At 40.1% G+C, this 12,911-nt stretch carries 15 protein-coding genes and 1 pseudogene; 9 read left to right on the forward strand and 7 right to left on the reverse strand.

Annotated features, from left to right (window positions below; all coding sequences use genetic code 11):
• Nucleotides 1-74: 74 nt before the first annotated feature.
• Entirely contained in the window at nt 75-608 is a 534-nt protein-coding gene (locus ACFFGV_RS07375) for a GNAT family N-acetyltransferase (protein WP_377346172.1), read from the forward strand.
• A 14-nt stretch (nt 609-622) separates the two neighbouring features.
• A complete protein-coding gene (locus ACFFGV_RS07380) occupies nt 623-1,144 on the forward strand; it encodes a GNAT family N-acetyltransferase (protein ID WP_377346174.1) in 522 nt (173 codons plus the stop codon).
• A gap of 173 nt (nt 1,145-1,317) precedes the next feature.
• Here the strand turns inward: ACFFGV_RS07380 and ACFFGV_RS07385 are convergent.
• Nucleotides 1,318-1,594: pseudogene (locus tag ACFFGV_RS07385) on the reverse strand (catalase); the annotation flags it as partial.
• Nucleotides 1,595-1,752: 158 nt separating this feature from the next.
• On the opposite strand from ACFFGV_RS07385, the gene ACFFGV_RS07390 reads away from it, so the two are divergent.
• From ACFFGV_RS07390 to ACFFGV_RS07405, 4 genes are all read left to right on the forward strand, one after another.
• Nucleotides 1,753-1,992, forward strand: a complete 240-nt coding sequence (locus ACFFGV_RS07390) for a hypothetical protein (protein WP_377346177.1) — start codon at nt 1,753-1,755, stop codon at nt 1,990-1,992.
• A 39-nt stretch (nt 1,993-2,031) separates the two neighbouring features.
• Entirely contained in the window at nt 2,032-2,265 is a 234-nt protein-coding gene (locus ACFFGV_RS07395) for a hypothetical protein (protein WP_377346179.1), read from the forward strand.
• A gap of 165 nt (nt 2,266-2,430) precedes the next feature.
• A complete protein-coding gene (locus tag ACFFGV_RS07400) occupies nt 2,431-2,970 on the forward strand; it encodes an RNA polymerase sigma factor (RefSeq protein ID WP_377346181.1) in 540 nt (179 codons plus the stop codon).
• Entirely contained in the window at nt 2,946-4,244 is a 1,299-nt protein-coding gene (locus tag ACFFGV_RS07405; protein ID WP_377346184.1) for a DUF4179 domain-containing protein, read from the forward strand. The genes ACFFGV_RS07400 and ACFFGV_RS07405 overlap by 25 nt, the downstream gene beginning before the upstream one ends.
• A gap of 40 nt (nt 4,245-4,284) precedes the next feature.
• Here ACFFGV_RS07405 and ACFFGV_RS07410 read toward each other — a convergent pair whose 3' ends face one another.
• Nucleotides 4,285-4,602 carry a DUF3243 domain-containing protein gene (locus ACFFGV_RS07410; protein ID WP_377346186.1) on the reverse strand — a complete coding sequence of 106 codons (318 nt, stop codon included), beginning with the start codon at nt 4,600-4,602 and terminating at the stop codon, nt 4,285-4,287.
• Between the two features lie 343 nt (nt 4,603-4,945).
• Between ACFFGV_RS07410 and ACFFGV_RS07415 the strand changes: the two genes are divergently transcribed.
• Nucleotides 4,946-5,506, forward strand: coding sequence for a GNAT family N-acetyltransferase (locus ACFFGV_RS07415; protein ID WP_377346187.1), 561 nt, complete (start codon nt 4,946-4,948; stop codon nt 5,504-5,506).
• Between the two features lie 389 nt (nt 5,507-5,895).
• Here ACFFGV_RS07415 and ACFFGV_RS07420 read toward each other — a convergent pair whose 3' ends face one another.
• Nucleotides 5,896-7,353, reverse strand: a complete 1,458-nt coding sequence (locus tag ACFFGV_RS07420) for a SulP family inorganic anion transporter (RefSeq protein ID WP_377346190.1) — start codon at nt 7,351-7,353, stop codon at nt 5,896-5,898.
• A 286-nt stretch (nt 7,354-7,639) separates the two neighbouring features.
• Here ACFFGV_RS07420 and ACFFGV_RS07425 point away from each other — a divergent pair, with 286 nt between their 5' ends.
• Nucleotides 7,640-8,062 carry a universal stress protein gene (locus ACFFGV_RS07425; protein ID WP_377346192.1) on the forward strand — a complete coding sequence of 141 codons (423 nt, stop codon included), beginning with the start codon at nt 7,640-7,642 and terminating at the stop codon, nt 8,060-8,062.
• A 68-nt stretch (nt 8,063-8,130) separates the two neighbouring features.
• Here the strand turns inward: ACFFGV_RS07425 and ACFFGV_RS07430 are convergent, their stop codons facing one another.
• From ACFFGV_RS07430 to ACFFGV_RS07440, 3 genes are read right to left on the reverse strand one after another with little or no spacing between them, the layout of a single operon-like run.
• Complete coding sequence (locus ACFFGV_RS07430) at nt 8,131-8,643, reverse strand: GNAT family N-acetyltransferase (RefSeq protein ID WP_377346194.1); 513 nt, start codon at nt 8,641-8,643, stop codon at nt 8,131-8,133.
• 12 nt (nt 8,644-8,655) lie between these two features.
• Nucleotides 8,656-10,302, reverse strand: a complete 1,647-nt coding sequence (locus ACFFGV_RS07435; protein WP_377346196.1) for a putative ABC transporter permease subunit — start codon at nt 10,300-10,302, stop codon at nt 8,656-8,658.
• Nucleotides 10,295-11,020 (reverse strand): ABC transporter ATP-binding protein, encoded by a 726-nt coding sequence (locus ACFFGV_RS07440; protein ID WP_377346198.1) that lies wholly within the window; start codon nt 11,018-11,020, stop codon nt 10,295-10,297. The genes ACFFGV_RS07435 and ACFFGV_RS07440 overlap by 8 nt, the downstream gene beginning before the upstream one ends.
• Before the next feature lie 124 nt (nt 11,021-11,144).
• On the opposite strand from ACFFGV_RS07440, the gene ACFFGV_RS07445 reads away from it, so the two are divergent.
• Nucleotides 11,145-12,119 (forward strand): HD domain-containing protein, encoded by a 975-nt coding sequence (locus ACFFGV_RS07445; protein WP_377346200.1) that lies wholly within the window; start codon nt 11,145-11,147, stop codon nt 12,117-12,119.
• A gap of 47 nt (nt 12,120-12,166) precedes the next feature.
• Here the strand turns inward: ACFFGV_RS07445 and ACFFGV_RS07450 are convergent, their stop codons facing one another.
• A complete protein-coding gene (locus ACFFGV_RS07450) occupies nt 12,167-12,868 on the reverse strand; it encodes a Type 1 glutamine amidotransferase-like domain-containing protein (RefSeq protein WP_377346202.1) in 702 nt (233 codons plus the stop codon).
• Between the last annotated feature and the right edge of the window lie 43 nt (nt 12,869-12,911).

Below are 12,911 nucleotides of genomic sequence, written 5' to 3' on the forward strand. Positions count from 1 at the left end.
ACCATTAATTTACATATTAGAGAAAAATGCTCACCGATTTGATAGAATAGAAGATAAAGCAAGGGGCTGAAATAGTGGTTGAACTAGTTGCATTTACAGAAGAAGATATAGACACTCTTATCCAATGGATTCCTTCCGAACCGTTTTTATACCAATGGGGGGGACATTCCTTCACTTATCCACTAACCTATGAGCAGCTAGAGCAGTATGTGGAAGGTGCCAACCAGGAAGGCGCTGTCAAATACATATATAAAGCTTTAGATTCTTCCACTGGGGATGTAATGGGGCATGTTTCCATTGCGAGAGTTGATTGGATTAATGAATCGGGCCGAATAGGCAGGGTATTAATTGGAGATAAACGATACTTAGGAAAAGGCTATGGTCAGGATATCGTAAAACAGGCAACAAGAATTGCTTTTGAAGAGCTAGGTTTACATCGGGTCAGCTTGGGCGTATTTAATTTCAATGTTTCCGCCAAGAAAGCTTATGAGAAGGTAGGCTTTGTTCAAGAAGGCACTTTAAGGGATGCGAGAAAGTTCGGTGAGGAATACTGGACGTTAATTGAAATGAGTATGCTGCGCGAAGAATGGGAACAGGTATCAACATAAAAGGAGCGACAAACATGATTATTTCCTATAAACCTCTAGTCATGTCAGAGGATACGCTGGATACTATTGTGCCGATTTATTTACAAGCACACGATAAAGAAGATCAAGAGGTAAGGTCCCGTTTTAAAAAACATGCCAGCTATCCGGGTTATATTGGCATGGTAGCCGTCTGCGAAAGGGAAGTGGTGGGGTTTGCCTATGGATATACCTCATTAGCAGGACAGTTTTACAATGAGAGGCTGAAGATGCTAATGAAGGAGGAAGAAGTCAGTACTTGGATGGAGAACTGCTTCGAGTTTGTAGAATTAGCTGTTCATCCGTCATTCCAAGGCCATGGAATTGGTTCTACCTTAGAAAAGCGGTTGCTGGATGAATCAAGGCACCATACGTCTATTCTAACAACTGGTGCTGTTAACCAAAAAGCCAGAAAGCTCTATAGTCAGCTAGGCTGGGAGGAAGTAAGAGAAGGGTATATTATCCCAAATGGAGAAGAAATGGTTATCATGGCCAAACACATCAACCTTCCGATACAGTAGTAATCGATTGGGGTTCAACGAATGCAATGTCAGCTTATAGATAGAAAAGTTTATCAATGGTTTCTGGCATATTCAAACAAATGCAAGCAATGGTAGGTCTCCATTGACCATTTTACGTAGGAGCAGGTGCTCCTAAAGAAGCTCCCAATCCTATAAATGGAGAGGGGGCATTTTTTCGCCCGTGTGTATTGTGATATTGGTTCATCTCCTACTTTTCCGTAAGACTCGAAATCCGGGGGCCCCTGCACCTCTATCATGAACAACTCTTTCTGGAATTCGCTCTCGGTCAAAGTGGCTGATTTTTTCTAGAAAGTCATAGTTCTCTACCGTAGTCGGACCTCTACTCCCTACCGTTCTAGTGTTCTGATTGTCTGTTACGGGATGCCGCTGCCGATTTGTCATACTTTCATTAATAGGACGGTCCTTATTCACTTTCCATTTATCTTCCATAACAATCCCTCCTTACTGGATACTCTGTGAATTATCCCCAGAAGAGGTTAGGATATTCAGAATAGAAATGGAGAAATATGAGTACAAGTTGTTGAAACATTTCAAAAAAGGGAATCGTACAATAAAGAAATAATATGGTATATAAAGGTGGTGAGCTTATGTTTATTATATTGGGTATTGTCATTACTCTATGGGGGCTTGGCATTTTATACTCTGTTTTCTTTAAAATGAAAAAGAAGGATTATAGCAATAAGACAGATTCGTCGGAAGTGTTTGAGGAAATCGGCGCTATGTTCTACTTATTGAAGATTTTTCCATGGCCTGTTGTCAAAGCGGTAATCATAGTGATAGGTTTTTCGTTTGTTATATCTGGTATTATTATTTTAATAGTCAGTTAGAATAGCCCAATAAGTATTATAAAGCCTAGGAGGAGAAGGATGGTAGCAAAAGGTATAGAATGGAACGACAATCATGCAGACATCTTTCCTAAAAATAGTCAGGCGATGGTTCCTAATCGTAATGATTTAGCACAAATATGGGGGGGATGTAATGCCCTATCAACGGAACCAAACGCTTACAGGAATGAATATGGACGGAGGGGCTGGTTAATCGAAGGCATAATCCAGTCCCTTCCTTATGCCAATATCATGGCGCAGGAGTTCCTCATATAGTATCTACTATACATAATGATCACACCTCAGAATGGCGTAATTCAGATATCTGATTTACGCTTTTTTTGTTGTGCAGTTTGGAGAAAACAAAAAAATGACAAAAGGTGAAACTTTTTAGTTGGATTTCTCTTCTAACGAATGGAGTACAAACAAGGGGGAAAGAGGATGAAGGTGACAAAGGAGGTAAGAAAAGCTCAGAAAGGGCAGGCAACTGCGTTTGAAAAGCTTATTCGAGAGCATCAGTTGATCATGTATCGAGTGGCGAAGACTAAGCTTTTTAAAGAGGAAGACTGTGCTGATGCTATACAAGAAGCAATACTTAAAGCGTTTCGTTCCATTGAATCGTTACGTGAACCTAAATATTTTAAAACATGGCTACTTCGTATTGTGATGAACGAATGCTATGCAATCCTGAGAAAGAAGCAAAAGATAATCGATATAGATACATATCATGAGCCATACACGGAAGAGCAGGGATTTAAAGAAGTGGAAGTCAAAGATATGCTGGAACAGCTATCACCAGAATATTCCGAAGTGTTGAAACTTTACTATCTGGACGATTTAACGATGAAGGATATAGCAATTATATTAGATGTCTCTGAGAACACCGTGAAAACAAGGGTGAGAAGGGCAAGACAACAAGCACATTCAATTATAAGTAAGGGAGAGGAGGATGCAGGATGGAACAGTGGGAAAAAATCTTAAAGAAACAAACCAATGAGGAACTCCCTAAGGAGGTAGAAGAAAAAATAGATTCTACTCTATCATCCCTTACCAGCAAAAAGCCTCGCCGTGCTTGGAAGTATGGAATTTCGGTTGCAGCAGTATTATTAGCCTTTATGGTAGGAACAGCCTCCTTATCTCCGACTATAGCCCAATCTATTAAAACCATCCCAATGGTCGAATCCGTCATGAAATTGGTAGGTAGTATTACGGAAAAAGAAGCTGCAAAACAAAACTTAACAGTATCCATTGGAGAGGAGGTAGCCATAGATGGAAAAACGATTACCTTTACAGAATCCTTTTATGATGGTACAGAAGTGCATATAAGCTATGTAGTATCTGGAGTAACGGATCAATCCAAAGGGATCTTTTCTGACGATCTATCTTTTGAGGTGAATGGTGAGGAAATAACAAACTATGGCTATGGAGTAGGAGGTTCGAGAATGGATGAAACGACCGAGGCCGGGACGATATCGATTACCATCAATAATCTGCCTGAATCCTTTACCCTCGCCATAAAGCATAAGGAAGATGATTGGCAGGTGAGTATTCCAGTAGAGAAGAAGGGGGAGGAAACGTTTGTACCTATACATCAAGAGGCTGCCTATAAGGAGCTTACCATGAATATTACAAGTGTTTCCTTTACCCCAACTACAACAAGGCTTCAGTACAATCTCGTTTATCCTGAGCAAACGAATATTATAACGAATGAAAAACAAATGCTATTACAGGTGGAAGATGAACAAGGCAGAGTGCTCCGACACAGTGGCGCAAGCGGAAGCGGGTACGGACTCTCCAATGGATTACAATCTACCACAGAGAAGGTAAATCTGGAACGAATTGATGGGGAGACACCTAAAACACTTACCATTAAACCGTATATAATGGATTTTCAGTCAAATCAAAATAAGGCCGTAGAGAACAGTGAAGCTGTATGGAAAGGAGAGTCTGTCACATTATCTCAAGGGGAAATGGGAAGCTTAACAGTAACGGAAGTTCTTAGAAATGGGAAGGACATCGAGGTAATCTATGAAGTGCAAGGAGAGGATGCCGCTACTCAATCCTCTACTTTCTGGCTGGAAGACAAACAGGGGAATTATATTGAAGGAAGTAGAGGAGAAGAGCGATTAGGAGCTAATACCTTTAAGCAAACATTTTATGATGTAGGGGAAGAAGAGGAGCTCATTTTTAAAACAGCACAAATGGAATCGCACGAGTATATACAAGACTTAGAATTTACTATTACAGTAGATTGACCATATAAAAGCCCATTCTTTCACGAATGGGCTATCTTTATTATTTGTAATCTTGTACCATACGCACGAGTAAATGAGCCATCGTATGCTGCTCATCCTTTGTACCTTGCTTCCAAAGCTCCTGAAGCAGATGCTCTTCACGGTTACGAGGCTCTTCGTTGTTAGCAAGATAATTAGCCATTTTCTCAGCACTTTGAGCAAGAGCTTCTTCACTCATTCCAACCTTCTCTGCTTTATCTACTTTACTTCCTAAATAGCTTGCAAACTTATTAAAGTTTTCTAGGATATCTTCTTTCTTCTCTTCACTAATGTCGGCAGCTTTTTGTTCCATTTTATTTAAATATTGGTTATTACTCATATTAACATCCTCCTTTTATGCTTTGTATAAAATGGAATTCCCGAAAATATAGGAGGGTAAACGAACTATCGCTTAGGGATGGATGTGCTTGGTGTTGGTAGGCTGCAGACTGCAGCGGTTAGAATTGAACGCTCTAGATATGATTTTCGGAGAGTGAATGATTAAAATGGTATGAAGGAGTTAAGTGAATTGTACTTCAGCTCCTTTGGATTATCCCTTAAACATATTGGGTTTTCTCTAGTGGTCTTCTCGTTTCCACATGTTGATAGGAAGGAATTTTGTGTATCCACAAAGAATATGTTCGGAATGGAAAGCTTCAATTTTAGCAACAGGGGGAAATGAGATGAATCCGATTCTAAAAAATATTACAACAAACATGGAAACAGACCGTCTTATGATGAGAAGGCCAGAGCCTGGAGATGGACAAGTAATCAATGAGGCAGTCATTGCATCCATTAATGAGTTGAAACCTTGGCTGGGGTTTGCGCAAGAGGAGCCAAGTGTGGAAGAAACAGAGATAAACAATAGGGAAGCACATATTGCTTTTTTGCAAAGGGAGAGCTTTCGTTTCTTGTTATTTCATAAACAAACAGGTGAATTTGTTGGAACAACGGGGCTTAGCGACATCAATTGGGATGTACCGAAAATGGAAATTGGATACTGGATTGCCACAATACATAGTGGGAAGGGCTACATGACAGAAGCTATTGATAAATTAACAGACTTTGCTATGGAGGAGTTAGGATGTCGGCGTATCATGATACGGTGTGACGCTAAAAATGAGAAAAGCCGATCTATTCCTGAGCGGCTTGGATTTCAATTGGAAGGAATTCTACGAAATGATGATACAGGAGAAAATCATCAGGATTTAACGGATACGTGTGTCTATTCAAAAATCAAATAAGAGTAGCTATACCATACCCTGAAGTACACTTGTCAGAAAATTCAGGGTATGGTATAGTTATCGTATTAAATGAAAGCGTTTTCTTGAGGGGCTGATCGCTATCATACACGAGACAAAGTTGAGGAAGGAAGCTTTTGCTCACGTAGGCAGGCATGGTTCAGATGAGGGAATGCAACATAATAATTTTTGGTTTAACTATGGAACATTAGCAGTAACCATTACTGCATTAGTTGTACATCATTTAGTTTAATTAAAGGAAAGTGCGAATTCGTTTACCTCCTAAAATGTCATATATAAGTAAGAACCCCCAGCCTGAATGTGAGGCTGGGGGTTCTTTCTGTCCGACCATTTTGAGGATTTGTTAAGCTTATCTGAGGTACATAAACAGCTTATGAGTTTTTATCGTGTGTAGCTAGTTTGCTGACGAGTGTTGAACTGTCTTCGTTCAGACCAACAATTTCAATAGCCTTACCTTGTTCCTTGAATTTCTCTGCAATTTTATCAATAGCACCTACTGCCGAATCGTCCCACACATGTGTGTTACTAAAGTCAATTAGGACTCGTTCAACACCTTCTTCACGAAAATCAAATTGCTCAGGGATGTTGGACACTGAAGCGAAGAACATTTCCCCTTTTACAATATACATACGAACATTCCGTTCAGTGTCGAGTGTTTTCTCCACATGCACGTTTGAGATTTTTGCGACGAAGAAAATGGCGCTAAGAATAACCCCAGCGATCACCCCTCTGGAGAGGTCGTGGGTGTAAACTACGGTTGCTACGGTTACAATCATGACAGCAGCATCGGATTTAGGCATCAGGTGAAGCTTTGTAAGGGAAGACCAGTCAAAGGTACCGATAGACACCATAATCATCACCCCGACTAACGCTGCCATTGGAATTTGTATTAATAAATCTTGAAGCACAATAATAAGCACCATGAGAAATACACCGGCTACAAGAGTGGAAAGACGACCGCGGCCACCTGATTTTACGTTAATGACGGATTGACCAATCATCGCACATCCAGCCATTCCACCAAAAAAACCAGTCACGACGTTCGCAACGCCTTGTCCACGAGCTTCTTTATTCTTATCACTTGGAGTATCTGTCATATCATCTACAATTTGCGCTGTAAGCAGGGATTCTAGAAGCCCTACAATGGATAATGCAAGAGAGTATGGAAAGATGATTTGTAACGTTTCAAAGTTTAAAGGTATTTCTGGAATCATGAAAATAGGCAGCTTAGAGGTTAGTTCCCCCATATCTCCTACTGTTTGGACACCGAGACCAGTCGTCATCACAATGACGGTCATAACGATAATAGCTACAAGTGGAGCTGGTACTGCTCTTGTAAGATAAGGAAATAAATAAATAATTCCTAATGATCCAGCTACCATGAGGTACATAGGCCATCCGGCATCTTTAAAATAATCAAGCTGTGACATGAAAATTAAAATAGCGAGAGCATTTACAAACCCAATCATAACGGAGCGGGGTATAAACTTCATCAGTTTCCCAATCTTTAAAACTCCGAAGACTATCTGTAGAATACCTGTCAATATTGTAGCGGCAAGTAGGTATTGCAGTCCATGTTCTGCTACAAGTGTCACCATCAATAAGGCCATTGCTCCAGTTGCTGCAGATATCATACCTGGTCTGCCACCAAGAAAAGCAGTTACGACGGCAATACAAAATGAAGCATACAGTCCAACCATCGGGTCTACGCCTGCAATAATGGAAAAGGCAATTGCTTCTGGAATTAAGGCTAAAGCCACAACAATTCCAGCAAGGACATCCCCTTTCACATTACCAAACCACTGTTGTTTTAATGTTTGCTGATTCAAATCAACACCTCTTTCTATTAAATTATGAAAAAAAGAACGACTTCCGACCCTATCAGAAGTCCTAACCGATTGCAACGAGATTGATTATAACATGTACACGAAAAATCAAATAACGTCATGAAAGCGCATAAATATCATGTATGCTTCCAAATTCTCCTCTATTCTCTTCTATATAGGGGAAAACCATAAAAGTTACATTTTCTTGTCGAAATTTTTTCCAAAAACAAACAAATGTTTATCCGTGGTATGATAAAGGAAATAAGAAAAAAGTAGTGAGGTGAATGATATGTATAAAAAGATTTTATTAGCTGCAGATGGATCAGATCATGCTAGAAAGTCAGCGGAGCATGCGGCCTATTTGGCGACTATGGAAACAGATTCTGTAGTAACCGTTGTGTATGTAGTGGATGCGGCATCTTCCAAGCATGATGTTCTTGCTGAAGGGACAAGCAGTACTTATTTAAATGAGCTTCGACATGAGCGGATCCGTCCGGTTGAGGGTATTTTAGAGGAGAAGGGAGTTTCCTTTGATTATAAAATATTAAAGGGAGAACCAGGTCCGGAGCTTATTCGCTATGCCAATGAGGAAGCTTATGACGTCATTGTAATGGGGAGCAGAGGACTAAATGCATTACAAGAGATGGTGCTCGGCAGTGTATCCCATAAAGTATCCCATGGTGCTCATTGTCCTGTAATGATTGTAAAGTAATTGCCCTACTTTAGCTGCATCTATCAATAACAAAGCCCTGCCTCCTACAAGAAGGCGGGCTTTTTAAGTTAATCAGTGATGTACTTAGCCATGAGGATTTCATCTTGATAGGTTCCATTCTCTAATCGAATAGCACCCGATTCGTAACCGTATTGAGTGAAGCCGCATGTTTCATATAATGCTAGTGCAGAAGCATTGCTGGCAACGACAGATAGCTGAAGCTGCTCTAGTTCAATATTCCTCCCGGTAGAGGTACACATGTCTAACAGTTTTTTTCCGACACCATTTCCGCGTGAAGCAGGAGAAACGTACATAGCCAGAATATCCCCCTTATGACGAACCTTCTCGTGCTGGGTATGTGGAAGCAATGTAACCACACCTACTAGCTGATCGTTGTAAAATGCCCCAAATGTATAGTTGTCTCGAGATTGTAAGCGGTCTGCTGTTTGTTGGACGGGATTGTTCTTTTGTAATGCTGATTGATACGTAATTAGAAATGCTTCAGGATTACCCTTTAAAGCTTCTAACCTTAGCTGCCAATAGGATGCCGCGTCTTCTTCAGTTAATCGTTTATAATCCATAGTAACCTCCATTTACTGTTTTTCGTAAATCAAACAATATTGTTCCTTCACCTTCTTCTGTAAGCGATGGTCAGCAATCCATATTGCAACGGCGAGTGTTATTCCCATTAAAAGGAAAACGCCCCATACATTATTAATGAATGGTAGCAGCCACACGACTAATACAACACAACCTAGACTGAACAGTTGAACAACAAAGCTGATTAATGGTGTAAATCTTGTTTTAAATACTTCCTGTTCATCGAGCCATTCCAATTTTGGATCATCCAAATCATAATAGATACCAATTAGGCTGCTGAACCAGCTGGCTGCTACTATAAGAATTGCCCACAGCGTAATGACGAGGGGTGGGACAGGGAGGAAGAATACAAACAATAATGTCAAAATAATGATTGTAATTCCTTCTATTATCATTGCAGCTATGGCCTTCCCATAAATAATCGTTAACGGTTGAATTGGCAAATATAAATTAACAAACCATCGTGGCCCGTCTCGTGAAATAGCAGAGGAAGCAGTTGGATTAGAACCCAAAACGAATACGGAAAAGAAAAACGCCGCCAGAAGGATACTTTTGTCTTCCATGGTACTTAAGGAAGGTGCCATGCTTCCTAATCCATCATCCATAAATAAAATGATAAGAAGGAGCATCGGAGCGAATAAGCCTTGAACGATACAATTAATAAAGAATGCCGGAGTGCGAAATATAGTCCTGATTTCTTTTAGGGTGTACGTCCGGATGACACTTCTGGAGATGGACGTTTGCTCGATATTCGCAACAACCTTCCCCTTACCACTCCCGCTTAGTCCTAAGACACCTTTATAGTATAGCTTCTGTCCTCCCCATATAAATAGCCCTACTAACACTAGCGTACAGAGGATAAACAAGAAGAGAAACAGAAGGCTAACCCATCCTGATGTAGATAAAGCTTTCGTGCCAATATAGACATTAGGTAGAATTTTCGTTATGTTCCATAGGAAATGGTCTTGTTGTTCCATCCATTTACCAGTTTCCTGAGCCACACCACCTGAATCTGTGTTCAGTCGTACAACTACATTAATTCCAACTACAAAGGCAAGAGAGAAAACCCCAGCCAACACTCGAATACGATCTTTATTTTTAGATATGTTTGCAAAACGCATTAAGAACATAACGAGTAGAGACGACAAAATAAACGGAATGAGCGGAAACAGCAAGAATATAAAAAGACTATTAATTATGTAGAAAATCCTTATACCATCAAGCGAGCCATAAATACCTAAGACCGGAACGAGCATGAGAGCACCGAGGGCGTAGGTCGTTAATAAGGGAGGTAATGATTTGCCAATGAGAATCTGGTATGGATGAAACGGCATTGGTAAATAATTCTCTATATCATCTGAGAAATAGAATGCAGTTAAACCAGCCGGCACGCTAAGTAAGAGCAGCAGCAAGCCTGTTATCAGGAAAGCAATAGCTAGTATGAGTGATTGCTGATTGGCCGGTTCAAGAATACTGTATGCTACACTCATCAAGCTGGATAGGGACACTAATAATAAAGCTCCTATTGGCAGCATAGCTAAAAAAACGAGAAAGGCGCTTACTTTTGCTTTCTCCGTCTTAAAAATTGCTGAAAAGTACAGCTTCATCATCGTCTTGAATAATATTTTCGTTCTATTCATGCTTAGTCAGCTCCAGAAAGATTTGTTCCAACGATCCATCTGATTCGAACTGCTCCCTCATCTCTTGCATATTACCGTTGAACTCTAATTTTCCTTTATTAATAATAGCAACCTGATCACACAATTGCTCCACAACTTCCAGGACATGGGTAGAGAAGAAGACTGTTTTTCCTTTTCTGGCATGCTCTCGCATCATTTCCTTTAATGTATAAGAGGATTTCGGATCGAGACCTGTAAGCGGCTCATCCAAAATCCACACGTCAGGGTCATGTAATAGCACACCACTTACAATGATTTTCTGACGCATTCCATGAGAGTAGGTTTGAATAGTATCATTTAGAGCCTCGTAAATGCCAAATTCCTTCGTTAAATATTCTATTTTCTCTTTCCTAGCTTCAAGGGGAACCTCATATACATCACCGATAAAATTTAAGTATTCAATTCCCTTTAAACGTAAAAATAAATCAGGGCTGTCTGGAACATAACCAAAGCTTTTCTTTGCTTCAATAGGATGATCTGCTATATTAAATCCATTAATCGTTATCGTTCCTTCGTCAATTGGTAATACCCCTGTCAGCATTTTAATCGTTGTTGATTTGCCAGCACCATTTGGTCCAAGAAATCCAAAAATCATTCCATCTTGAATGGTTAGGTTCAACTTCTCCACAGCCTTTGTTCCAGAGGAGAAGCTTTTGGAAACATTGGATATGTCAATCATTGTTACCCGCCTTTCATCATGAGGTGTATGAAATACGCATATACCTCATTCTGATTTCTTACCATAGTATGATATTCTACTATCATAGCAAAAAAATCCAATTCATGGCAGAGAGGATGTTAATGTGAAAATTGTCGATTCTATTTATGGCGAGTTTATCATTCACGAGCCTGTACTAGAAGAATTATTACATACAGAGGCAATACAGCGTTTAAAAGGAGTCCATCAGGGAGGAGCAAGCTATTTAGTTAACCCGCAATGGAATGGAACAAGGTACGAACATTCTGTTGGGGTCATGTTATTTATCCGCAAAATGGGAGGCTCTCTTTCGGAGCAGATTGCTGGTCTTCTGCACGATGTATCACATACAGCATTCTCCCATGTCATAGACTATGTCCTAGAGGAACAAGAAGAAAACTATCACGAGCAAATTTTTCAAAGTATGATAGAGAAGTCAACAATTCCAGAAATTTTACACCGTTATGGATTTTGCCAGGAGGTACTTTTCAATGAAAAGAATTGGAAAATACTTGAGCAGCCTCTCCCTGATTTGTGTGCAGACCGATTGGATTATACGCTAAGGGATATGTACCATTATGAAAGGATCCCATATCAAGACATACAATGGTTTCTGAATCAATTGGACGTGGAGGGTCCTATTATGAGTGTTGAGAGCATTACGGCAGCGGAATGGTTTGTGGATCTATATTATAAAGAAGTAGTTGACTTCTTTATGCACCCATTAAATGTGTATGGATCAAAGCAATTAACTAATGTGTTGAGTATTGCGTGGGAGAAAGGCTTTATAGCAGAAGATGATTTTCGATTAGATGATGAATCGTTATTGTGCAAAATAAGAAGCAGCAATGACCCATCCCTTGACAACGAGCTAGCTAAATTAGAAAAGAATGTAGCTGTAGTAGAGGATGAACTACATTTTGAATATTATCAGCAAAATAAGCTTCGTTACATTGATCCTCTCGTAAAAATGGAGGATGGTACTTACCAACGGAGCTCTTTATTGAGTGATACGATTAAGGTACAAACAGAAAAAGCGAAGGAAAAGATGAAAAAAGGTACGTATGTAAGAAGAGCGTAAATAGACAGCCTCTCCTATGAGGTAGGGGAGGCTGTCGAAAAAAGGTGTTATTGATGATCACCGAGGTAGTACATTTCCAGTGGCTTTTCTATTATGGATTTGTGCTGTAAATGTACGTGATAGGCGGTTGCTTGCTTTCTAGAGGATACAGCCTTATGCACAGAGTCTCCTACAAAGTGAAGAGCTGCCCCATCATCTACTGCATATCCTTCTTGTATTGTATTATCCTGTATTAGCTGCTTGAAGGCTTTCTGACGCTCGTTCTCTCCATCATAATGAGGACAGAAGCTGCCTTTTAGGAAACCGAGAGCTGAAGTCCTGGTCAACTGATTAGGTACTGAATCGGTAACACCCTCTTCAAACCAGCAAATCCCCCCTGCACTAATGCCAGCGAGGATAATATCCTTTTCCCACGCCTTATATAAAATTTTATCTAGTTCCCACTCCTTCCAAAGAGCTACTAAATTTCTAGTGTTGCCACCTCCTACATAGATAATGTCCTGGGATAATAGAAAGCTTTCCTTATCAGCTACTTCTGGATGTAATAAAGACAAGTGGGTAGGCTCACATTCTTCCTTTTGAAAGAAAGAGTAGAAATTTTGGATATACTCTTCTGAATCGCCACTTGCTGTAGGTATAAAGCATATTTTAGGTCTTAACTGCGGAGATTGATTCAAGACGTACCGATCCAGCAGAGGGTTGTCCGGCTCCTGAGAAAATCCTCCACCACCCATAGCGATGATATTCATTGTTTTGCCTCCTTACTATATTTCTACCATTCTATCAGGTTTT

It is taken from the genome of Pontibacillus salicampi (assembly GCF_042434395.1).
Lineage (GTDB): Bacteria > Bacillota > Bacilli > Bacillales > BH030062 > Pontibacillus > Pontibacillus salicampi.

Excerpts from the sequence above, each read along its gene's own strand:
- ACFFGV_RS07435 (WP_377346196.1), bottom strand. The coding sequence starts at position 10,302 with ATGAATAGAACGAAAATATTATTCAAGACGATGATGAAGCTGTACTTT.
- ACFFGV_RS07415 (WP_377346187.1), top strand. The coding sequence starts at position 4,946 with ATGAATCCGATTCTAAAAAATATTACAACAAACATGGAAACAGACCGT.
- ACFFGV_RS07430 (WP_377346194.1), bottom strand. The coding sequence starts at position 8,643 with ATGGATTATAAACGATTAACTGAAGAAGACGCGGCATCCTATTGGCAG.
- ACFFGV_RS07400 (WP_377346181.1), top strand. The coding sequence starts at position 2,431 with ATGAAGGTGACAAAGGAGGTAAGAAAAGCTCAGAAAGGGCAGGCAACT.
- ACFFGV_RS07395 (WP_377346179.1), top strand. The coding sequence starts at position 2,032 with ATGGTAGCAAAAGGTATAGAATGGAACGACAATCATGCAGACATCTTT.
- ACFFGV_RS07410 (WP_377346186.1), bottom strand. The coding sequence starts at position 4,602 with ATGAGTAATAACCAATATTTAAATAAAATGGAACAAAAAGCTGCCGAC.
- ACFFGV_RS07390 (WP_377346177.1), top strand. The coding sequence starts at position 1,753 with ATGTTTATTATATTGGGTATTGTCATTACTCTATGGGGGCTTGGCATT.
- ACFFGV_RS07440 (WP_377346198.1), bottom strand. The coding sequence starts at position 11,020 with ATGATTGACATATCCAATGTTTCCAAAAGCTTCTCCTCTGGAACAAAG.
- ACFFGV_RS07405 (WP_377346184.1), top strand. The coding sequence starts at position 2,946 with ATGGAACAGTGGGAAAAAATCTTAAAGAAACAAACCAATGAGGAACTC.
- ACFFGV_RS07425 (WP_377346192.1), top strand. The coding sequence starts at position 7,640 with ATGTATAAAAAGATTTTATTAGCTGCAGATGGATCAGATCATGCTAGA.
- ACFFGV_RS07450 (WP_377346202.1), bottom strand. The coding sequence starts at position 12,868 with ATGAATATCATCGCTATGGGTGGTGGAGGATTTTCTCAGGAGCCGGAC.
- ACFFGV_RS07380 (WP_377346174.1), top strand. The coding sequence starts at position 623 with ATGATTATTTCCTATAAACCTCTAGTCATGTCAGAGGATACGCTGGAT.